The sequence below is a fragment of the Echinicola vietnamensis DSM 17526 genome, assembly GCF_000325705.1.
GTDB classification, from domain to species: Bacteria; Bacteroidota; Bacteroidia; order Cytophagales; family Cyclobacteriaceae; genus Echinicola; species Echinicola vietnamensis.
Genome location: NC_019904.1, coordinates 3,615,913 through 3,638,121 on the forward strand (window position 1 = coordinate 3,615,913; position 22,209 = coordinate 3,638,121).

Here is a 22,209-nt window from a genome sequence, read left to right on the forward strand (position 1 = left end):
AGAATTAACTTTGTTCCTTACTCTAGGATTTTTCCCTGGATAGATAATATTCCTCATGAAACGCGCATTAATTAGGGGTTTTTTAGCCCTTCTTCTACTAGCCGGGTGGTCTTGCCATGAAGAACTGCCTAGTCCCGATCTCCTTTCTAAAGACGACTTGGTAGGACATGTCACCCCAGTTTTAGGGAACAGGTACATTGTTGTTATTTCAGATGAAGTGGTATCGGCTAAATCAAACTCCTCGGTACAGTCTTCACGATTACTTGATGAGAAGAGTTTACGGGAGGCTATTGCTGATTTTTCTATTGCAGAAACACAAATAGTCCATCTCTATAGCGAAGGTTTTTTTGGTTTTACGGCCTATCTGAGCAAGGAAGATGCGGAGCGGCTTCGTCGAGACAGAAGGATCATCCGCGTGGAGCAAGATGTGTCTATTTCTTTCCCCGATATAAATGGGATAGCAGACCCTGGAGCAAGAACGGCACCAGTCAACATCTTAAACAAAACCCATGGGGATTTAATACCCGCGGGAGTGAAAAGGGTAGGTGGCCCGGTGGAGTATAAAGGGAAGCAAGTCGTTTATATCGTTGACTGTGGTATTGACCTGGGAAATAAGGAATTGAATGTGAACGTTTCTAGAGGATTCAATGGCATTTATGATGGAGACGACAGTAAAAGCCTGCAAGATTTACTGGGACATGGAACGCATGTCGCAGGCATTATAGGAGCAAAAATGGACGGTGAGGGAATTGCTGGTGTGGCAGCAGGGGCTACGGTAGTTCCAATAAAGATTTTGGACAAAAACGGAAATGGGACCTATTCTGGAGTACTGGCTGCATTGGATCATATCCTGAAGGATGGCTGCAAAGGGGATGTCGTCAATATGAGTGTTACCGGACCTCCAACACCGACGCTAGAGGCACTTATCATCAAAGCGGCAGAAAAAGGCATCCATTTTGTTTTTGCTGCAGGAAATAACAGTGACCATGCCAATAACTATTCTCCTGGAAGACTCAATGGTAAATATTTCACGACGGTTTCTGCGATGGATGAAAACGATGTGTTTGCAACGTTTTCCAATTATGGTAATCCACCTATTGATTGGTGTGCTCCTGGAGTGGGGATCCTATCGACATGGATAAAAGGTCAATATAACTTCCGTAATGGCACCTCTTACGCAGCACCACATGTGGCTGGATTGATTCTTTTGGGGGGACCAGTGAAGGACGGTCTTGTTAAAGATGATCCGGATGGGGAGTGTGATCCCATCGCGGTACACAAATGTCCGTAAAGGGATGGAGGGCTGACAGGTAGCTTTGACCATACCTAAGCCTATTTGATTTTCTTTTTAAGTTCTACCAAAAGGTATTCCAGGCCATTGATCCGGATTTCGTACATGGTGTGGAGCCACATGCCAAGCTTCCCTTCAGGAAAACCCTTTCCGTGCATCCATACCAGGTAATGCTCAGGGATATCACAGATCAAGCGACCTTTATATTTACCGAAGGGCATTTTTTTGGTGATCAAGTCCACTAGTATTTCTTTTTGCATGCACGAAGATATTCTAAAAAGATTTTAAATTTGAATAGAAATGTGTTCCTTTTGGTAGTTCTTGGCAGATATGCCTGAAGGGCAATGAATTTTGGTGATATGAGCATGTATAAGGTAGGATTTTTATTGATAGCCCTGTTGTTTTCGATTGGTAACAGCCCATTGAAAGCCCAATACGGCGTCCAGGGAGACTGGAAGGGTGTTTTGGAAGTAATGGGACAAAAGCTTCCGTTGGTTTTCCATTTAAAGGAAGTAGACCAAAGCTGGAAAGGTACGATGGACAGCCCGGCACAAGGAGCTACTGGCATTCCTTTAAATGATGTATCGGTTGATTCTATGAATCTTCACTTGGCGGTGAAGCGGTTCAATATCCGGTATGAAGGAAGGTTGGAAAAGGATACCATCCGGGGGACATTTTCTCAGAACGGAACGGATTTTCCTTTGGTGCTTTGGAGGATGGCTAAGGATGATAAGGGAATGGGGAAGAGGCCTCAGGAACCTCAAGGGCCTTTTGATTACGATCAGATGGAGACGTCCTTCAAGAATGTGCCTGCAGGAATTACGCTGAAAGGCACGGTAACAAAACCTAAGGGTATGGGGCCGTTTCCTGCAGTGATTTTGGTAAGTGGTTCTGGCCCTCAAGATCGAAATGCAGAAATGTTTGGCCATAAGCCTTTTTGGGTTTTAGCAGATTATTTTACAAGGCAGGGCATCGTCGTGCTTCGCTATGATGAGCGAGGAGTAGGGGAGTCCACCGGGGATTTTAAGGATGCCACTACTTTTGATTTTGCCGATGATGCAGAAGCAGCAATGGCCCATCTGAGGAAGTTCCCTTTTGTCAATCAGCTAAAAGTGGGGGTGATAGGACATAGTGAGGGAGGCATGATCGCTTGGATGATGGCTGCAAATGGTAAAGGAGGTAGTTATGCGGTTTCGATTGCTGGGCCAGTGGTTCCTATACCGCAGTTGATGAAACAGCAAGTCAGGGATATGTTAGCATCAGTGGAGGCTTCCGATGAGCAGAAGGTACGCGAAGAAGAAGTAGTGGGGATCATTTATGACGTATTGTCGCATACCAACGACTATGATAGTCTGAAGATCATCCTTCCTGAAAGGTTAGATAAATATCTCAAAGACTCCGGGGAGAATTATACCGAGGATGAGCTTCAGGATTTTGTGGCAAAGTATGCGAACATTCTTAATCCATGGTTTTTTGCATTTGCTAAAATCAATCCTCAGGAGTATATCAAAAAGACTGAGATTCCGGTTATGGCGCTTTTTGGAGGTAAAGATATCCAAGTGAACGGCAGTATTAATGCCGAGGTCTTGGAGAGGATAAAAATAGAAAATGGAAAAGGGGATTTCACCATAAAAATGTATCCGGAACTAAACCACCTCTTTCAGCACAGCGGTACTGGTGCATTGGCCGAATACGGGACCATAGCAGAAACCTTTAGTGAAGAAGCGATGGCTGATATTGCTCGTTGGATATTGCAACAGTAATACGCGAGGGAAAAGCCTTGCCAAGAGGTTTTATGGAATTTGCACCTAATTTCGGTTTTTAATGGAAATATGCTCAAGACAAGCGCAAAATCACACGAAATATGCTAGATTATTGTGGGCTTAATTTCTTTACTAAATTTTAATTCAATAAATTTGGCATAGCAAAAAATCACCATCCTATACGAGGTTGCAAGATGTTTTTAGCATACGATCCACTTTTGCGCCTGAAATGTTTGTAAGTGGGGAGTGAGAAAAAGGATTTAAAATAACAACATAATTTTACCTATTAACCTTAATTAAAAATGACAAAGATTAAAGTAGGAATTAACGGATTCGGAAGAATAGGAAGACTGGTGTTCCGAGCGGCCCAAGAAAGAACCGATGTCCAAATCGTAGGAATCAATGACCTTGTCGATGTGGATTACATGGCTTATATGTTGAAATATGATTCTACTCACGGACAGTTTAAAGGTGAGGTAGAAGTGAAGGATGGCCAGTTGGTGGTAAACGGTAACACTATCCGTGTGACAGCTGAAAAGAACCCTGCTGATCTTAAATGGTCTGATATCGGAGCGGAATACGTGGTAGAATCTACTGGTCTGTTCTTGACCAAAGAAACAGCACAAGGCCATATTAAAGCTGGTGCCAAAAAAGTAATCATGTCTGCACCTTCCAAAGACGATACTCCTATGATCGTAATGGGTGTGAATGAGTCTTCTTACACTTCTGATATGCAGTTTGTTTCCAATGCGTCTTGTACGACCAACTGTCTTGCTCCACTTGCCAAAGTGGTAAATGACAACTGGGGAATCGAAGAGGGGTTAATGACAACCGTTCACGCCACTACAGCTACCCAAAAAACTGTAGATGGTCCTTCCATGAAAGACTGGAGAGGTGGCCGAGGTGCTGGACAAAACATCATTCCTTCGTCTACAGGTGCCGCTAAGGCTGTTGGGAAAGTAATTCCTGAGCTTAATGGTAAACTGACAGGCATGGCTTTCCGTGTACCGACTCCTGATGTTTCCGTAGTAGACCTTACGGTAAGACTTAAAGAAGCAGCTACCTATGAAGAGATTTGTGCCAAAATGAAGGAAGCTTCTGAAGGTGACTTGAAAGGTGTATTGGGCTACACTGAAGATGCAGTCGTTTCCAATGACTTCATTGGTGATGCAAGAACCTCCATTTTCGATGCAGGTGCTGGTATCCAGTTGAGCGACAAGTTTGTGAAACTTGTATCTTGGTATGACAATGAATGGGGTTACTCTAACAAAGTGGTAGACCTACTTACTTATATTGCCAATAAGGGCTAATTTATAGCCTTATCATATATTATGTATGACCCGACAGAAGAAATTCTGTCGGGTTTTTTTATGGAAAGAAAAAGGTAAGGGGGTGTTTTTTGGTCTAGTAACTAGTAGGGGGAGCATGTTTCGATGGTTGAATATATGTTATTCCACTGTTGGTTTCTGTATGGCCATGGATGGCGACAGATAAATACATATGTGGCTCTTAAGCCATTGTAAATCTGTGTTTCTCCTTTTCACCTTTGGTTCAAAATGATTTACAGCATTGGAGGAATACATTTTTATTTGATTAATTAACCGACAGAAATAAGGCTTGATCTATTTTTTTAATCCCAAATCCCATTTGATTTCGTCAAAATCATCGGCGTCCCGTCAGTAATCAAAATGGTGTGTTCGTGCTGGGTGACAAAACCACCTTTGTTTCCCACCAGTATCCAGCCGTCCCTCAAGGTGTCTGCATAGGTGGATTTGGTCGAAATGAAAGTTTCCACAGCTACCGTAGTATTTTTTTGGAAACGCTCTCGATTGCTTTTAACACGATAATTTAGGATATCCTCAGGTTTTTCATGCAGGCTTTTGCCCACACCGTGCCCCGCTAGGTTTTTGATGACCTTGTAGCCTCTTTTTTTTGCTTCATTTTCAATCACAAAACCAATATCCGCTATTTTTATCCCTCCTTTTATGTTAGAAATGGCCCTTTTCAATATTTCCTTGGAAGCATCGACGAGCGGTTGGTGATGATAGATGTCTTGTCCTAGGACAAATGATCCTCCATTATCCGACCAAAATCCATTCAGCTCAGCAGATACATCGATGTTGATCAGATCACCTTCCTGAAGAATTTTAGTTTTAGCCGGAATGCCATGGGCGATTTCTTGGTTGACACTGATGCAGGTAAAGCCTGGAAATTCATACGTTTCATAAGGGGCAGATCGCGCACCAAACTCCTTCAGAATAACTCCTCCATAGTTATCCAGCTCTTTTGTGCTCATTCCGGGCTCCGCGTAATGACGCATCAATTTGAGTGTTTGGCCGACTGCCTCACTCACGCGATGCATTCCTATAAGGTCAGATTCTTGTGTGATGGACATGATATGATTTAGGCTAAGTGAATGTAATACTAACCAAAATTAACCAAAACAGTGCATTAGCATAACTCTTATTAGTGTAAAATCCCTATCCAGATAAGATGATGATGCTTTCAGTTTGATGGTAAAATAAAACAGGTGGCTTTTCCATATTGGAAGCCACCTGTTTTGATCCAAAGGAGGTGTTTGTCGACTTAATCCATCACAATCTTGTAACTAGGATCATTGTCGGCATAATTGACATTGATGATCTTTTCGGCCTTTTCCAATAATGTTTTTGAGCTGGTGCTCAAATGACGTATGTAGACGGTTTTTCCAGCCTTATCATATCTTTCAGTCACCTTGTGCACCGCATCGATTCCGGAGTGGTCCACGATTCTGCTTTCAGCAAAGTCAATGATAATTTCATCGGGGTCATTTACAGGATCGAATTTCTCCCCAAATGCTTGAGCAGAAGCAAAGAACAAAGGTCCGTAGATCTCATAGTGCTTTACGCCGTTTTCATCCACACGCTTTCTAGCACGGATCATCTTGGAATTTTCCCAAGCAAAGACCAAGGCTGCGATAATCACGCCCACCAACACAGCCAAGGCCAAATTGTGCAAGAAAACCGTTACCAACATGACCACAATCATGACCAACACGTCAGAAGCGGGTACTTTTTTAAAGATTTTTAAGGAAGCCCATTCGAAGGTGCCGATCGCCACCATAAACATCAACCCTACTAGGGCAGCCATTGGGATCATTTCGATATAAGAAGAAAAGAATAAAATGAATGTTAGGAGGCCGCAAGCAGCGATAATTCCTGAAATCCGGTTTCTACCCCCTGCATTCACGTTGATAAGGCTTTGGCCAATCATGGCACAGCCACCCATACCACCAAAGAAGCCTGTAGTGACATTGGCAACCCCTTGTGCAATACACTCTTTGTTTCCATTGCCGCGGGTTTCGGTAATTTCATCCACCAAAGTAAGGGTCAAAAGACTTTCAATGAGCCCTACACCCGCCATAATCGCCGAATATGGTAGAATGATCATAAAGGTCTCCCAGTTTAAAGGCACCATGGGCAGGTGAAATTCAGGAAGTCCACCAGAGATGGAGGCCATGTCACCAACTGTCCGGGTATCAATATTTCCGAAAATCACAATTCCTGAGATCACCAAGATGGCTGCTAAAGCAGAAGGAATGATTTTAGTGACTTTGGGAAGAAACTTGATGATCACCATGGTCAAGACCACCAAAGCTAGCATGATCCAAAGGGGAGGGCCTGAGATCCACTCTTTTACTCCTGGGCTGGTTTCAATTTTGAATTGTTCAAATTGGGAAGTGAAAATGATCACCGCGAGTCCATTGACAAACCCGTACATCACCGGGTGCGGTACCAGTCGGATTAGCTTTCCCAGTTTCAATACTCCCACCAGCACTTGAATGATTCCCATCAAGACGACAGCTGCAAAAAGATACTCCACACCATGGGTCACCACCAAAGCAACGACCACCACGGCTATGGCGCCAGTGGCTCCAGAAATCATCCCTGGTCGGCCACCTAGGATAGCAGTGATCAGCCCGATGAAAAAGGCTGAATATAACCCAACCAATGGTGAAACCTGTGCGATAAAGGAAAAGGCTACTGCTTCGGGCACCAAGGCCAAGGCGACAGTAAAGCCAGAAAGTACTTCGTCCTTTAAGCTGGATTGCTTCGGGCGAAATAGGTTAAAGAACATTTGCGTCATGTCTTTTGCTATTTATAGATCGTATGAAATGAATTGTATAGTAAATGTGATAGGCCTCGAAAGAAGCTACCAAACCGGATATTGCTTTGAAAAATTCTACTCAGGGCGGAGTAGGGGTGGACTTTATGATAACCGTGTTTTCCATCAGATTTGCAAAGGTAGTGCTTTTGCCAAGAAACCAAATAAAATTTTGATTTTTAGCAAAAGTGCTCAGGGCAAAACCATTGTTTAATAACACTTTTCACTACCTGAACGATTTTTGTTAATTAATTTGAAACAAAACTAGTTTTTTATTGCGAATAATTCAAGTTTGGTGTGGGTTATTAATTGTAAAGTTAAACTTCATTAGAGGATTTTGAAATAAAGCGAATGGTGAAACATGGTTTTCTGGGTACCCGATGCAGCTATCGATAGCGTGATCTTTTTGGAGATTGGTGGTAATTAGGGCCGTGTTTTCATATGCATCATAAAGTTTCCCTACCAAGGATTCCGGGACAAGGGTACTTCGAAAACCCAGTGGCCAAGCCTCTTTTCCTTGGAGATTGCACTACAGAGAAGAAATAGGTTGTTCCGATGGTTGCGCCATAAATAAGAGGAAGTAAGTGAATTTTACTAGTGACAGGTGTTTATATTTTCGTTACAATTTAATAAATTATGATAATGTTGTTCCTACAGTGGGATAGCATCAGTTTTTTTGAATTAAGCAACCAAAATAACGCACTCATGGACTCCTATAAAAAGACCATAACTGAGTTGTTGGAATTTGCAGGTATTCAGTTAAATGGAAAAGCACCCTATGATCCGCAAATACATCACGATCAATTTTACAAACGAGTGATGCGAGAAGGATCCCTGGGCCTTGGGGAAGCTTATATGGAAGGATGGTGGGATTGTGACCGACTTGATGAATTTTTTTATCGGGTTTTACGCGCCAACCTCGACCAAAAAGTGAAAGGCAACTTCAAGGTGCTTTGGCAAGGTATGAAAGCTCGATTGTTTAACCTGCAAACCAAAAGTCACGCTAAGGACATCATTGTTCAGCATTATAATGTAGGAAATGACCTTTATGAAAAGATGCTGGATGAATACATGATGTATAGTTGTGGATATTGGCAAGACGTGGATAACCTGGATGAAGCCCAAGAAAACAAATTAGAACTGATCTGTCAAAAATTAAAGCTCAAGCCAGGCCAGCGGGTATTGGATATTGGTTGTGGTTGGGGAGGGTTTGCGGCCTATGCTGCGAAGAATTACCATGTGGAAGTGGTGGGGATTACCCTTTCTGAGGAACAGGCCAAACTGGCCAAACAGCGGTGTGCAGGACTCCCTGTGGAAATAAGGTTGCAGGATTACAGGGATGTTGACGAACCGTTTGATAGGATCTTGTCTATCGGAATGATGGAACATGTAGGGGCCAAAAACCACCGTGAATACATGAAAACGGTTTATCATAATTTAAAGGATGATGGTATTTCATTGGTGCATACCATAGGGAACAATGCTTCTTTCCAATATACGGATCCGTGGATCGATAAATACATTTTTCCAAACAGTTTGATTCCTTCCGCTGCACAATTGACGCGGGCCATGGAGGGCTATCTACTGCTTGAAGACTGGCATAATTTCGGATTGCACTATGACTATACCTTGATGGCTTGGTTGGAGCGTTTTAGGATCGCTTGGGGTAGCTTAAGGAAGGAATATGGAGAAACGTTTTACCGGATGTGGGAGTATTACTTGACCTGCTGTGCAGGATCTTTCAGGGCCAGGAAAAATCAACTTTGGCAGGTGGTGATGGTAAAGGATACCTTCAAAGGAGACTATAAGGCCGTTCGGTCTGTCAATCAAACCCATTCCGTATGATCTATCGAGTTTCATTGTTTATTGCTACCAAGTGATAGGCTACGAAGGCTTCAACTCGTTAAATTTTTGAAAGTTAATGATCACTTTCGGCACAGGTTTCAATAATAGTCCTTAGCGGTGCTTTGGGACGAGTGGTATTATTGAATGAATGTTTTGAGTGCGCCACAATGGGGGATAGGCGCATTAGGGGAGAATTGCAACTTCGTACCTTTCTCAACTTTTTCACTTGATCCGGTACTTTTCATGGATCAAGCAGAAAAGATGGGGTGGGATAGCCTATTTCGATGGGTAAATATGTTCTTCGTCACCTTTTGTTGCTGTTTGGCCACGGATGAACGCTGATAAAAACATATAGGATGCTTAATGCGTTGCAAATCGGTGTTCAAATCTTTTATCAGTAGCTTACATGACTTAAAAGTTTACGATGCATATGTCTTTGGCTATGAAGTGGGCTTTTCGGCAAAGCTTGGATTCATCCAGTTCATAGACGAAATAGCATCCTTTCAAATAAAGCTGCCCTCAGAAATATTGCTTGATCCCTTTTCATTCTTCTATGATTTGGTATGTTGGAAAGTAACTACGGGATTTGGAGTGATTTTAAGCAAGTTTTGGTAAGTTTGCAAGGGTGAATTCACCATGCTGAATACTAGCGTTTTCAAAAACATACGACCTATGCCTGACGGAAGAAGTAGAAAAGACATTAAAGTAGGAGACTTAGTAGAAGTGGTCCAAAAACATCATCAACGGAGTGGAGAACTCACGGAAGGATTGGTAAAGCGAATTTTGACCAAGTCACCGCAACATCCCCATGGAATCAAGGTGCAGCTCGATACTGGAGAAGTCGGAAGAGTGAAAAATATTTTGGAAGAGGACTAAAAAAGGAGCATCGATGCTCCTTTTTTAATTCAATTGCCTACATCCATGCACTCCATGGAATCCTCGAAAGGATCAAAAGCAAAGCAATTCCATAGAACATATAAAGGCTTCGGAAGCTGGCCCTGTCCTGCGTAAGCTTTTTGGCGCGGCTATAACCTACCGTAACCAAGACCACTGCGATAATATTTATGAGCGGATGCTCAAGGGCGTATAATCGACTGACTGAATCCGCCATGGCATTTCCACTGGTCATATTGCTAAAGCCCAATGGACTGATGAAATAAATGATGATGCCTACCAATAACTGAATGTGGAGTGGAATCAAGCCGATAAGTCCGAATTTACGGTCTTTGTCTGTAAAATTCCTGTTTCCCAAGGCACCAATGAGTGCATAAATAAAAACCGCGATCAATCCAGCCAAAACCAAATAGGCCATACCGGAGTGAAGGTGTTGAATTCCTGTTTGCATGTCTTTTCTAATTTTTGATATTCAAATTAACGCAAAACTTAGGAGATTTTTGCCCTTTTTATACAGTTTATGCAGCACAGCATCGCTAAAATTTATGGGAGTCTTTATGGAATGAGATTTGACTTAAGGTTATCAGCATAACTGCTTCCGATCGGGATTGTATGTTTGTGTACGGTTACTTGGTGCCTTTCGATTTTGTCAATTTTTGCTTTGTTGACCATGAACGAGCGATGGATTCGGTAAAAGGTGGAGGGAAGCATTTTTTCAGCATCCGTAAAAGTCATGCGTGTCAGGATTTTACTTTCGGTGGTTTGGAAGGTAACGTAATTTCCAGCCGCCTCTAGAAAGAGGATGTCATCCAGCTGAACCTTTACTTGCTCATAGCCAGTTTTGAGAAATATGGATGAGGCTTCAGCCGTTTGCTGGTTTTTCAGCATCCATAGTTCATTGGCTTTGGTGCAAGCTTTTATGAAGCGGGGGAGTGAAAAGGGCTTCAGCAGGTAATCTACTGCATCGAGCTCAAAACTTTTGACCGCATGCTCCGAATAGGCAGTGGTGAAGATGATCATCGGTTTCTGCTGGGGGAGTAGCGCGAATTCCATTCCCGAAATATCGGGCATCTTAATATCCAAAAATATCAAATCCACCGCATGGTCCTGCAAATAGTCCAAGGCTTTAAAGGCATTGGTAAAGGAGTCTTTTAGGTCCACAAAGGAAACCTTGGAAGTATGGCTTTTGATTACTTCCAAGGCCATGGGTTCGTCGTCGATGGCGATAGCGTTCAGCATGGATTAGGATTTGGTCAATTGTATGGATAAATGTACGAAAAATTCCATGTCATTTTCCCGGATCACCAGCTCGTGGCGCGTTGGATAGAGCAGCTGGAGCCGTTGCTTGACGTTTGGCAGGCCGATACCGGAATGTTTGCCTTCGGGGTCATCTTCGCTTTTTCGATGGATGCTGTTATAAATATCCATGTGTAGCGAGCCCTCCAAGCACCTAAGGTTAATTTTTACCCATGATTTTTTTTGGAGGCTGATGCCGTGTTTAAATGCATTCTCAATAAAGGGAATCAGCAGCATTGGAGCGATATTGCCTTTACAGTGCTCCTCTTTACGATTGAATTCGATGGTGATATTTTCCTGAGTTTCAATTCTTAATTGCTGCAGATCTACATAATTGATCAAATAGTCAATTTCCCTGTCCAGTGGGATGGTTTCCTGTGTGTTTTCATGCAGCATGAAGCGCATCATATCGCCTAGCTTTTGGATGCTTTCAGCCGTTTTTTCTGCGTTTTCCTGAAGCGAAATGCCATAAATGGTATTGAGGGCATTGAAAAGGAAATGGGGGTTGATCTGGTTGCGGAGTTGTTTGAGATCAGTGGTCTTTTCCTCCAGTTGTACATTGAGTTTGTCCAGCTTTTCGATATATCCTTGGTATTTAAGGAATAACGCGTTTGAAATGGGATTGATCACCAGTACCAGAAGGGCAATCGCTACCAAACCGACCAAGATAATTTCTTCCTCACCAGAGGCAGCCGCAATGGTGAAGAATATGCCGGCCATTAAGCCTATCAATAGCCCATAATATACCTTTGAGGCTTTTGTTTGACCTTTTTTCTTTTTTCGGTAGACGAGAAAGTAATTATAAATAAAAATGACAATAAGTGATGGAATTACGATCGCATAAATGATCAAGATGATCGGATTGAAAAAGTGATGAAACTTGAAGAGGAATGTCAGCAAGAAGATATATAGTGCCCCAATTCTGGAAATATTATAGACCAAATAGTTAGGGTTTCGCTGGGCCTTGACGGCCTTTTTCAAGAATGATACCACAAACATATACCCCACATAGAGGGCCACAGCGGCAAAGTAAAACGGAATGAACATGTCATCTCCCCATTCAGCACCCATATAAAAGGCGCCAGTAGCTATCCAAGAAACTATAAAAATCAACAAACTGAAAAGGATAAGCTTCCATATTTTATGTTCAGTCTGATAATTTGGAACCACTTTAATGTGCATAAAGTAGAAAGCAGCGAAGAGGATGGCAGGAATAAAAATGGTCGAAAAGTACCGGGCCATTTCGTCCGAATTTCCGCCAATGTAGCCGATACTGATTGTAGCGCCCAATATATTGGTCAGGATGATCAGGAAGAATACCCCTGCGACCATCCACCATTCCATTTGTTTAAATTGTAAAGCTTTTTCTTTCATGTTCAAATTTGCTAAATAATGATAAAGCAATGATAGCTTTTGTGGAAACGGTTCCCAAAAAAATGTGATCAAGGCCGGGGATTGTGGGATGAAGAGGGAACTACGAAGGGGGAAGATGGAAGTGCGTGAATGAATGATGAATTGAAAATGAGGAATGAGGGATTAGGAATGAACACAGTACCTGTCCCGGTTTTAGGAAAAAAGCTTCTGCCTAAGAGGCCCACATCAAATCAGTGTTGATCTGTGTGTATCAGTGGTTAACTTAATGCCTGGTGCTGTGGAAAGTGGACTGCGGACTTCACCATAAAAAAAAGGTGACACGAGGGCCACCAGTTTAGGGTTCTATAGGTTTTGATAGGATGTTGTTTTTATGCTTGATTAAAGTAATCTAAAATATTCCGATGCTCCAAACATAAAGTTTCCGCAAACGGTTGTGCAATCATTTTCGGAACGATAATTTATAAGGCTTCTAAATAAATCTGCTAAAATATTGGGCTTGTGATAGGGTTTATGTAGGTTCATGTTCTTAATTTTGGATGGATAAGCACATAACTAAATGTCCGAAAAGCATCAGTTAACATTAAAAGATATTGCCAGGGAGCTCGGGTTGGCGGTCTCTACTGTTTCTCGAGCACTGAAGTCACATCCTGACATCAGTGAAGAAACCATCAAATTGGTGAAGGAGTATGCTGAAAAGCATCACTATGTCCCAAACCTCTTGGCAGTAAATTTCAGGAAGAGTAAAACCTTTAATATTGGCCTGATTATCCCTGAACTGGTTCATCAGTTTTTTTCATCTATCATCAGTGGGGTGCTCAGTGAGTCCAATGCCCATGGATATAATGTCATGATCTGCCAGTCCAATGAACATGTGGACGATGAAAAAAAAGTGGCCAAAGCCTTGCTGAACAGCCGAGTGGACGGGGTGATTATTTCCCTTTCCAATGAAACTACTGAAGTGGCGCATTTGGAAGAATTCTTGGCTGCAGAAATCCCGGTAGTTCAGGTAGACAAGATTATTGAGGGCTTTGATACGCCAAAGGTCATCGTCAATGATTACAGTGGAGCCCATCAGGCCGTAACTGAATTGATAAAAAGAGGGTATCGGAAAATTGCCCATATCCGTGGTCGACTTAATGTCCATCACTCTAATGAGCGTTTTAGAGGGTATGCAGCCGCACTGTCTGAAAATGACATCAGTTATCCAGAACATTATATAAACGTTTGTGAGCACTTGACCCAAGAAGAAGGCTACCATTTCGCGAAATCGTTGATGGCATCAGAGAGTCCACCGGACGCCATATTTTGCGTTACCGACTTGGTGGCGCTGGGAGTAATGCGATATCTGAGAGAGTCAGCTATAAATGTGCCCAATGAAGTAGGGGTGATTGGTTTCAGCAATTGGCAGCTTGGTGAAATTATCAGTCCTACGCTCAGCACGGTTCATCAGCCCGGCTTTGAACTGGGGGAAAAAGCTACAGCCTTGTTGATCGATAAAATCAACAATGGATTGGATAGTCCCAATGAGCAGGTGGTGCTGGATGCTGACTTGATCGTAAGGGAGTCCGTTCGGTGATCGCATTTGGGATTTCTTTTAGAAAAAAGGTTAAGACTAATGCGCTTTTTTCCACGAGTAAAAGTCTTTGATCACAAGAGTGTTAACATTGCTGAGATATTGTTTTAACATTGGGTTAATTTTCAGGGAAAATGTAGGTCATTTCTTAAAAGTAAATTAACTTTGGGCAAACTTACACACGCGATGGAGACTGGCCTTACTTTCTTGATGATTGCAATAGCTTATGGGCTGTGCTTTCTTTCATTTTACCCTGAAAAATATTTGCGAAAGTTCAGCTATAAATATGCTCATAAAAATATTCCCGAATACAAGAAATTTAAACTTGCCGAGCCTATATTCTTTAGTTTTTTGGCAGGATACCTTGTGGCTTTTGGTCTTTCGTTTTTAATGCCCTAGTCTCCTCGACGCTTTTTACTTGACTCCATGTCCATTTACCAATCTTAGGTCGATATAATGGCCATGCGCTAACAGCTTACAATGGACAATTGATTAGGGGAGTTTTTGTTAGGTTACCATGATCAAACAGCGATGGGCTGGTCGGGAAGGCTGACAAAATAGAAGGAAAGGTTCCTCCATCACCAAATACCAATATAAAACCCCTCTACTGTACCTTATCCCATCTATTTGGGATCAAGCGCAAAAGTGGTGAATAGCCTATTTCTAAGGCTTATGATCGTCCTTTCTACCTAAATACAGTTCAGATCTTGCACCATTGCAAAACTGTGTTCCCCCATTTTATTTGGAACCAATACAGTTTTAATGTTTATCATGGGCCTTGTTTTGGATCCTGCTAGAGCTTTGGGTAAGCTGCTTGGTGATCCTGCTATCAGCGGATCTAGCTCCTCAACGATAAGCGTTTCCATGATGGGCCATGACGTCATATTGTTCGCATAAATCTAGTCTGCATGCTAAATCCCCTAAAAGGAGGGTGTATAGCATGCGGATAAATGGTTTTATCCCCAATTTGGAAATATGGCTTGAGCTCAGGCTTTCACTTCATTTGAGAATTGGGAAATGGTCAGCTGATGGCGATCTGCAGTGTACTTATATCAAGAAAGTGACTGATTCTCTTTGGAGGCAAGTTCAAGGATTTTGTCGAACTCGCTAGGTTCAAGATCTTTGAAGAAGTAATGGACAGGGTTAATGGTGCGTCCTTCCTTGATCACTTCATAATGCACGTGTGGGGCTGTAGAAGAACCGGTATTGCCTACCGTTCCGATTTGGTCTCCTCTTTTTACTTTTTGGCCTCTCCGTACATTAAATTCATTCATATGCCCATACCGGGTTTCAAAACCAAAACCATGATCGATGGTTACTGATTTTCCGTATCCACCAAATTCCGTCTTGACTTCGACTACTGTGCCGTCACCCGTCGCATAGATAGGAGTGCCTTTTGGGGCAGAAAAATCTATTCCTGTATGCATTTTACGCACCTTTAGAATAGGATGAATTCGCATTCCATATCCAGAGGCAAGTCTCTTAAGGTCTTCATTGTGGATGGGCTGAATCGCAGGGATGGATGCCCAGTACTCTTCCTTGTTCAGTGCCTTTTCGGCTAGTTCATCGTAAGAAAGGGATTGGATATACATTTGCTTTTTGAGTTTCCCCACTTTGCTCATGACGTCCATGATGAGGTCCTCTTGTTGGAGTCCTTTTTCTTTGAGCTCTTTAAAACGGTCAGAACCGCCGTAGCCCGCGTCCCTGATGGAAGTGGGGATGGGCTCTGATTCGAATATCACGCGGTAAAGATTGTCATCGCGGTCCTTTAAGTCGGTCATCATCTCATTTAGGTGAGAGACTTCCTTCTCCATCATTTCGTAGTATAGCTTTAGTTCTTCGTTTTCTTGCTTTAGCATCAGCTCCTTGGGGCTGTCGAAATAGTAACTAAAGATCATTAGTATCCCCACTGCAAAAATCGAAGATAGAGAAAGAAAGCCAAGGACCCCTAATAAAATGTCCCATTTGCTCTTAGTGTATCGTTCGTATTTACAGGTTTTGGGATCGTAGTAATATTTTATTCTACTCATTATTAATTAAATGGTATTTCTCCTATTTTTGTACCCCTATGAATGGGTTTCGGGTGGAATTGCTCGCTTGAAACATGCCAATATAGGTATATCAGTTGTATAATCCGAATTATTTAAGTATATAACATTTTACATGGACGCTAAAAGAATAAGAAGCACTTTCATCGAGTACTTCCAATCCAAGCAACATCAATTTGTACCTTCTGCACCAATCGTGGTCAAGAACGACCCGACGCTTATGTTTACCAATGCAGGAATGAACCAGTTTAAGGACTATTTCCTTGGGAATGAGACGCCTGCCACTACTCGAGCCACTAACAGTCAAAAGTGCCTAAGAGTTTCCGGTAAGCACAATGACCTGGAGGAAGTAGGGGTAGACACGTATCATCATACGATGTTTGAGATGTTGGGGAACTGGTCTTTTGGTGATTATTTTAAGAAAGAGGCCATTGCTTGGTCATGGGAGTTGTTGACAGAAGTTTACAAGCTGCCTGTGGACAGGCTTTATGTGACGGTTTTTGAAGGAGATGAAGGTGACGGGCTGGAGCGTGACATGGAAGCTTTTGACATGTGGACTGCCCACGTGGACAAGGATAGGATCCTTTTTGGGGACAAAACAGATAACTTTTGGGAAATGGGGGATGTAGGTCCCTGTGGCCCATGTTCTGAAATCCATATAGACCTGCGAACAGAAGAGGAAATCAAGGCCAAGCCAGGAAAAGAACTGGTAAACGCAGATCATCCCCAGGTCATTGAAGTCTGGAACCTGGTCTTTATCCAGTTTAACCGGCAAGCCAACGGAAGCCTTTCCGAACTTCCGGCAAAACACATCGACACCGGGATGGGCTTTGAGCGATTGGTAAGAGCGATCCAGAACAAAACTTCCAATTATGATACCGATGTCTTTACCCCATTTATCGCTGCCGTAGAGAAGAGAGCGGGAAAGAAGTACGGTGAAGATGAAAAAATAGACATCGCAATCCGTGTGATCGTGGACCACATCCGGGCCATTTCATTCACCATTGCAGATGGTCAATTGCCTTCCAATAACAAGGCGGGCTATGTGATTCGCAGGATTTTGAGAAGGGCCGTCAGGTATGGCTATACCTTCCTGGGTTTTCAAGAACCTTTCCTCTATGAGCTGTTGCCATTATTGTCGGAACATTTTGGGGAGATGTTTCCAGAGATTGCTTCTCAGGAAGAATTCATCGCCAAGGTCATTTATGAGGAAGAGGCCGCATTTTTGCGTACCTTGGACAATGGCCTAAAGCGGTTGGATCAGATCAAATCAGACTTAGCAGATAAGGGTGAAAAGGTCATTTCCGGTAAAGTGGCATTTGAGCTGTATGATACCTTTGGGTTTCCGTTGGACCTGACCTCCTTGATAGCAAGGGAAAATGGCATCGCTGTGGATGAAAAGGGCTTCGATGCGGAAATGGCCGAACAGAAAAAACGCTCCCGTGCTGCAGCGGAACAGGAAACAGGTGATTGGGTGCAGGTCAGCGAAGAAGCCAATGTCCAGTTTGTGGGCTATGACAGCCTGGAGACCACGAGCAATATCATCAAGTACAGGGAAATCAAAGAGAAAAAGGGTACAAAATACCAATTGGTACTCGAAGAAACTCCCTTTTATGCTGAAAGTGGCGGGCAAGTAGGGGACAAGGGTGTTTTGGTCAGTGAGGATGAAATCATCAAAGTGCTGGACACGAAAAAGGAGAATGACCTTATTGTGCATTTTGTGGAAAAACTTCCTCAACATCCGGAAGCTACCTTTACGGCCAAAGTGGACGGTAAGCGACGGGGACTGACCATGAACAACCATACGGCGACCCATTTACTTCATGCGGCACTTAAAGAGGTGTTGGGGGATCATGTGCAGCAGAAAGGATCTTTGGTCAATGATCAGCTTCTGCGTTTTGATTTTTCCCATTTCAGTAAATTGAGCGACGATGAAATAACCCAAGTGGAGCATATCGTCAATAAAAAGATCCGGGAAAATATCCCATTGCTCGAGCAAAGGAATGTGCCTATCGAAGAGGCCAAAAAGATGGGGGCTACCGCCTTGTTTGGTGAAAAATACGGTGAATTTGTCAGGGTGATTACCTTTGACAAATCCTATTCCGTGGAGCTTTGTGGGGGAACTCATGTGGCATCCACCGGTAAAATAGGGCTGTTTAAGATCGTGTCTGAAGGGTCCATTTCATCTGGAGTACGGCGAATTGAGGCCATTTCAGCGGATGCGGCTGAAGCGTATGTCAATGAACAACTTGAGGTAGTCAAGTCCCTTCAGGAATTGCTGAAAAGCCCTAAAGATATAGCCAAGGCAGTGGAAGCATTGGTGCATGAGCGAAACGAACTGAAAAAGGAAATCGAATCCCTGCACTTAAAACAAACAGGTGCGTTGAAGGATGAACTTCTCCAAGCTGTCCAGCAAGTAGGCGGAACCAATCAGGTTATTGCCAAAGTGACCCTTCCTTCTGCAGATGCTTTAAAGAAGCTGGCATTTGAATTGAAGAACGAGGTAGATCAGGTGATCGCTGTCATTGCTGCTGATATTGCCGGCAAGCCACAAATTGCCGTGGTCATTGCGGAGGAATTGGTTAAGGAAAAGTCCCTGAATGCCGGTAATGCAGTTAGGGAACTGGCCAAAGCCATACAAGGTGGCGGTGGCGGACAGCCGTTTTTTGCGACAGCGGGAGGTAAGCAGTTGGAAGGACTGGATCAGGTGGTGATCAAGGCCAAAGAGATGTTTTCTTCCATCTAATCCCGTAATAGCCTGTTATGAATTTGGTTTTGGGGTAAAACTCTGCCATTTTTGGTTAATTTAACGATAGAACACAATATTACATTAAGTAAAATGCCTTCACAGGAGATCAAAGATAAATACGAATTGGTAGTAGGACTGGAAGTCCATGTTCAGCTGCTGACCAAAAGTAAGATGTACGCTTCTGATTCTACGGAATTCGGAAACCTGCCAAACACCAATATTTCAGTCATCACACTGGGCCATCCCGGCACCCTTCCCAAGGTGAACAAACGGGCCGTCGAATTTGCGATGAAGCTTGGTTTGGCTTGTAAAAGTGAGATTACGCGGCACAATATTTTTGCCCGTAAGAACTATTTCTATCCTGATCTTCCAAAAGGATATCAGCTTACCCAGGATAAAAATCCCGTCTGTGTCGGGGGAACCGTACCCATCACGCTCGAAAAGTCAGGAGTTACGCGGGAAATTGAGCTTACCCGGATCCACATGGAAGAAGATGCCGGTAAATCCATGCACCTCGCTGGGGAAGTGGATACCTTGGTGGATTTTAACAGGGCAGGGGTGCCTTTGTTGGAAATCGTGACCGAGCCATGCATCAGGGCGTCCGAAGAAGCTTACCAATTTATGTCAGAAATCCGGAAATTGGTACGATATTTAGAAATCTGTGATGGAAACATGGAAGAAGGATCCATGCGGTGCGACGCCAATATTTCCATCCGACTTAAAGGTGATACGGAGTTGGGCAAGAAAGTGGAAGTGAAAAACATGAACTCCTTCCGTAACGTGGCCCGCGCCATAGAGCATGAATTTGATCGTCAGATCGATATGATGGAAAAAGGCGAAACGATCATCTCAGAGACAAGGACATTTGATGCTACCACAGGCCTTACAGCGGGTATGCGTACAAAAGAGGACTTGAACGATTACCGGTATTTTCCAGAGCCTGATTTGAGCCCAGTGGTGATTTCAGATGAATGGCTGCAACAAATCAGCGAGTCGATGCCTTCTCTCCCCAGAGAACTGCATGAGCGATTTGTGAATGCGTTTGGCTTGCCGGAATATGATGCCAACGTGTTAACGGACAGTAAGGAAATCGCCCTTTATTTTGAAGCGCTATGTGGAGAAACCAATAACTACAAAGCGGCATCCAACTGGATGATGGGACCTGTGAAGTCCTATTTGAATGAGTTGACCCTTCATATTGAAGATTTTCCTGTTCGACCAAAACAATTGGCCAGCTTGATCGCATTGATAGACGAAGGCAAAGTGAACTTTTCGGTGGCCTCTCAAAAGGTATATCCTGAAATGATCAAAGATCCTTCTCAGTCACCACTGGAAATCGCTCAAAAGCTTAATCTTATCCAAGAAAGTGACGAAGGATCGCTAAAGCCTATCGTAGAGAGTGTGTTGGCAGAAAATGAAGCAAAAGTAGCGGAGTACAAATCCGGTAAGAAAGGGTTGCTTGGTATGTTTATGGGCCAAGTAATGAAAAAGTCCAAAGGAAAGGCAGACCCTAAAGTGGCCAATAAAATTTTAACAGAACTCCTAGAAAACTAATTATATGACCAAGTTCAATTATATGTTTGTCCTTGCTGCCCTTTTGATGGTGGCAGCCTGTTCGAATGAAGTGAAAGAAGAAGCTTTTGATGGTGAAGTCATCATCAGTGGAAAGCTGGCAAATACGCCAGAAGGTGAGCTCATACTTTCAAAATATACGGATAATAGTGTAGAGCCGATTGATACCTTAAAAGTAAAGGACAATGGGAAGTTTGAATACAGCCTTAGCTTGGAGGGGCCAGCGTTTTACGAACTGGATCTTTTTGGTGTAAAACAGGTGCGATTGGCGCTTTATAATGAAGATGTAACCGTGGATTATGATTTTGATAATGAAGAGAGTTTGGCCGTCAGCGGGTCATTTGATACGGAGCAAGTGGGAAAAGTAGATCAATTGGCAGAGGATTATCAAGCGCAAATCAACCAACTCAACAGTGAATATTATGAAGCGCTCTCCGCTAAGGATGAGGCAGCAGTAAAAAGTATCCAAGAAAAAGCGTTGAGCTTGGAGTCTGATCATTCTGAAAAGGTAAAAAGTACCATTGATGGGATGAATGGGAGTTTTGCAGCCTTGGCAGCCGTAGGAATGCTGAACCCACGAAACGATTTTTCCTACATCGATAGTTTGGTGACGGAGTTGGATACGAAATATCCAGAAACCAAGATGATCGTGGCGCTGAAGCAGCAGCTTGATGAAATGCGTGCTTTGAGCATAGGGCAGCCAGCCCCGGAGATAGCGCTTCCCAATCCTGAAGGAGAAGAGATCAAACTTTCAGATTTTAAAGGTAAGTATGTCCTGATTGATTTTTGGGCTGCTTGGTGTAAACCTTGTAGAGAGGAAAACCCTAATGTGGTAAGACTGTACAATGAATACCATGAGAAAGGGTTTGAAGTGTTTGGTGTTTCTTTGGACAGAAGCAAAGATGCATGGACCAAGGCCATTGAAGAAGATAACCTTACATGGACACATGTGTCGGATTTGAAATATTTCAATTCCGAAGCTGCGGCTACTTATAAAATCAATGCGATTCCTGCTACATATATGATTGATCCTGAGGGGAAAATTATTGCAAAGGACCTGAGAGGGCCGGCTTTGGAAAATAAATTAAAAGAAATTTTCGAATAATGGAATGCTTTTTGTTCAAGAGCAATAGCCGGAATTTAAATATCCATCGTACTTAATTATTAATCTATCTAACATGAAAAAAAGTAGTTTTAAATCACCACTAAGCAGGTTAGTCACCCTCGTCCTTTTTGGGTTGTTAGCCATGGGTGCTTGTAAGAGTAAGAAGAAAGTAGTAGAAGCTGCTCCAGAGCCCGCACCAGTGGAAGAGCCGGCACCTGCTCCTGCTCCAGAACCAGAGCCTACCGCAGAAGAAGTAGCCGTAGGGAAATTGGAAGGGTATTTCTCCACCATCGCATCTGCCAGCAGCGTACAAAGTGCCAACAGTTCTATCCAAGAAGCATTGAGTATGTTTTCGAATCAAAACACACCTGTTTTGATCGTAATTCATGAGGAAAATGGTATTAAGGATTATGATGAGCCTACGACCATTGCCAAGTACCTTAATTACCTTAAGGATACCAAGAAGAACCTAAACTTCATCAGTGATGTAAGACTGGATGGTAGTGGAAAAATCACTGAACTGGAACTTCGTCGTAGATAATAAAGGAACACAGAA

Annotated in this window: 18 protein-coding genes; 11 read left to right on the plus strand and 7 right to left on the minus strand. The window is 43.0% G+C overall.

Going from position 1 to position 22,209, the window contains the following annotated elements:
• Positions 1 to 55: 55 nt before the first annotated feature.
• A complete protein-coding gene (locus ECHVI_RS14760) occupies positions 56 to 1,291 on the plus strand; it encodes a S8 family peptidase (protein ID WP_015266816.1) in 1,236 nt (411 codons plus the stop codon).
• 41 nt (positions 1,292 to 1,332) lie between these two features.
• On the opposite strand, the gene ECHVI_RS14765 is transcribed toward ECHVI_RS14760, so the two are convergent.
• Positions 1,333 to 1,551: a DUF3820 family protein gene (locus ECHVI_RS14765; protein WP_015266817.1), complete on the minus strand. Its 219-nt coding sequence runs from the start codon at positions 1,549 to 1,551 to the stop codon at positions 1,333 to 1,335.
• 99 nt (positions 1,552 to 1,650) lie between these two features.
• On the opposite strand from ECHVI_RS14765, the gene ECHVI_RS14770 reads away from it, so the two are divergent.
• Positions 1,651 to 3,054 carry an alpha/beta hydrolase family protein gene (locus ECHVI_RS14770; protein WP_041739887.1) on the plus strand — a complete coding sequence of 468 codons (1,404 nt, stop codon included), beginning with the start codon at positions 1,651 to 1,653 and terminating at the stop codon, positions 3,052 to 3,054.
• A 302-nt stretch (positions 3,055 to 3,356) separates the two neighbouring features.
• A complete protein-coding gene (gene gap / locus ECHVI_RS14775) occupies positions 3,357 to 4,364 on the plus strand; it encodes a type I glyceraldehyde-3-phosphate dehydrogenase (RefSeq protein WP_015266819.1) in 1,008 nt (335 codons plus the stop codon).
• Between the two features lie 320 nt (positions 4,365 to 4,684).
• On the opposite strand, the gene map is transcribed toward gap, so the two are convergent.
• A complete protein-coding gene (map, locus tag ECHVI_RS14780; RefSeq protein ID WP_015266820.1) occupies positions 4,685 to 5,449 on the minus strand; it encodes a type I methionyl aminopeptidase in 765 nt (254 codons plus the stop codon).
• Between the two features lie 191 nt (positions 5,450 to 5,640).
• On the minus strand, positions 5,641 to 7,179 hold the full coding sequence (locus ECHVI_RS14785; protein ID WP_015266821.1) for a SulP family inorganic anion transporter: 1,539 nt from the start codon (positions 7,177 to 7,179) through the stop codon (positions 5,641 to 5,643).
• A gap of 660 nt (positions 7,180 to 7,839) precedes the next feature.
• Between ECHVI_RS14785 and cfa the strand changes: the two genes are divergently transcribed.
• From cfa to ECHVI_RS14805, 3 genes are all read left to right on the plus strand, one after another.
• Positions 7,840 to 9,042, plus strand: coding sequence for a cyclopropane fatty acyl phospholipid synthase (gene cfa, locus ECHVI_RS14795; protein ID WP_015266822.1), 1,203 nt, complete (start codon positions 7,840 to 7,842; stop codon positions 9,040 to 9,042).
• Positions 9,043 to 9,405: 363 nt separating this feature from the next.
• Positions 9,406 to 9,657, plus strand: a complete 252-nt coding sequence (locus tag ECHVI_RS23870) for a hypothetical protein (protein WP_015266823.1) — start codon at positions 9,406 to 9,408, stop codon at positions 9,655 to 9,657.
• A gap of 57 nt (positions 9,658 to 9,714) precedes the next feature.
• Complete coding sequence (locus ECHVI_RS14805; RefSeq protein ID WP_015266824.1) at positions 9,715 to 9,918, plus strand: YwbE family protein; 204 nt, start codon at positions 9,715 to 9,717, stop codon at positions 9,916 to 9,918.
• Between the two features lie 37 nt (positions 9,919 to 9,955).
• Here the strand turns inward: ECHVI_RS14805 and ECHVI_RS14810 are convergent, their stop codons facing one another.
• The 3 genes from ECHVI_RS14810 to ECHVI_RS14820 all read right to left on the minus strand — a co-directional run bounded on the left by ECHVI_RS14810 (position 9,956) and on the right by ECHVI_RS14820 (position 12,606).
• The gene (locus tag ECHVI_RS14810; protein WP_015266825.1) at positions 9,956 to 10,387 is read right to left on the minus strand and encodes a hypothetical protein; all 432 of its coding nucleotides are present in this window, start codon (positions 10,385 to 10,387) and stop codon (positions 9,956 to 9,958) included.
• 104 nt (positions 10,388 to 10,491) lie between these two features.
• Positions 10,492 to 11,175: a LytR/AlgR family response regulator transcription factor gene (locus tag ECHVI_RS14815; RefSeq protein WP_015266826.1), complete on the minus strand. Its 684-nt coding sequence runs from the start codon at positions 11,173 to 11,175 to the stop codon at positions 10,492 to 10,494.
• 3 nt (positions 11,176 to 11,178) lie between these two features.
• The gene (locus ECHVI_RS14820) at positions 11,179 to 12,606 is read right to left on the minus strand and encodes a sensor histidine kinase (RefSeq protein ID WP_041738705.1); all 1,428 of its coding nucleotides are present in this window, start codon (positions 12,604 to 12,606) and stop codon (positions 11,179 to 11,181) included.
• A 556-nt stretch (positions 12,607 to 13,162) separates the two neighbouring features.
• On the opposite strand from ECHVI_RS14820, the gene ECHVI_RS14825 reads away from it, so the two are divergent.
• The gene (locus tag ECHVI_RS14825) at positions 13,163 to 14,182 is read left to right on the plus strand and encodes a LacI family DNA-binding transcriptional regulator (protein WP_015266828.1); all 1,020 of its coding nucleotides are present in this window, start codon (positions 13,163 to 13,165) and stop codon (positions 14,180 to 14,182) included.
• 1,049 nt (positions 14,183 to 15,231) lie between these two features.
• Here ECHVI_RS14825 and ECHVI_RS14835 read toward each other — a convergent pair.
• Complete coding sequence (locus ECHVI_RS14835; protein ID WP_015266830.1) at positions 15,232 to 16,209, minus strand: M23 family metallopeptidase; 978 nt, start codon at positions 16,207 to 16,209, stop codon at positions 15,232 to 15,234.
• A 133-nt stretch (positions 16,210 to 16,342) separates the two neighbouring features.
• Here ECHVI_RS14835 and alaS point away from each other — a divergent pair, with 133 nt between their 5' ends.
• The 4 genes from alaS (at position 16,343) to ECHVI_RS14855 (ending at position 22,194) form a co-directional block, all read left to right on the plus strand.
• The gene (gene alaS / locus ECHVI_RS14840; RefSeq protein WP_015266831.1) at positions 16,343 to 18,973 is read left to right on the plus strand and encodes an alanine--tRNA ligase; all 2,631 of its coding nucleotides are present in this window, start codon (positions 16,343 to 16,345) and stop codon (positions 18,971 to 18,973) included.
• A 93-nt stretch (positions 18,974 to 19,066) separates the two neighbouring features.
• A complete protein-coding gene (gene gatB, locus ECHVI_RS14845) occupies positions 19,067 to 20,530 on the plus strand; it encodes an Asp-tRNA(Asn)/Glu-tRNA(Gln) amidotransferase subunit GatB (protein ID WP_015266832.1) in 1,464 nt (487 codons plus the stop codon).
• Positions 20,531 to 20,534: 4 nt separating this feature from the next.
• Positions 20,535 to 21,653, plus strand: coding sequence for a TlpA disulfide reductase family protein (locus ECHVI_RS14850; protein WP_015266833.1), 1,119 nt, complete (start codon positions 20,535 to 20,537; stop codon positions 21,651 to 21,653).
• A gap of 73 nt (positions 21,654 to 21,726) precedes the next feature.
• Positions 21,727 to 22,194 (plus strand): hypothetical protein, encoded by a 468-nt coding sequence (locus ECHVI_RS14855; RefSeq protein WP_015266834.1) that lies wholly within the window; start codon positions 21,727 to 21,729, stop codon positions 22,192 to 22,194.
• The last annotated feature ends 15 nt before the right edge of the window (positions 22,195 to 22,209 follow it).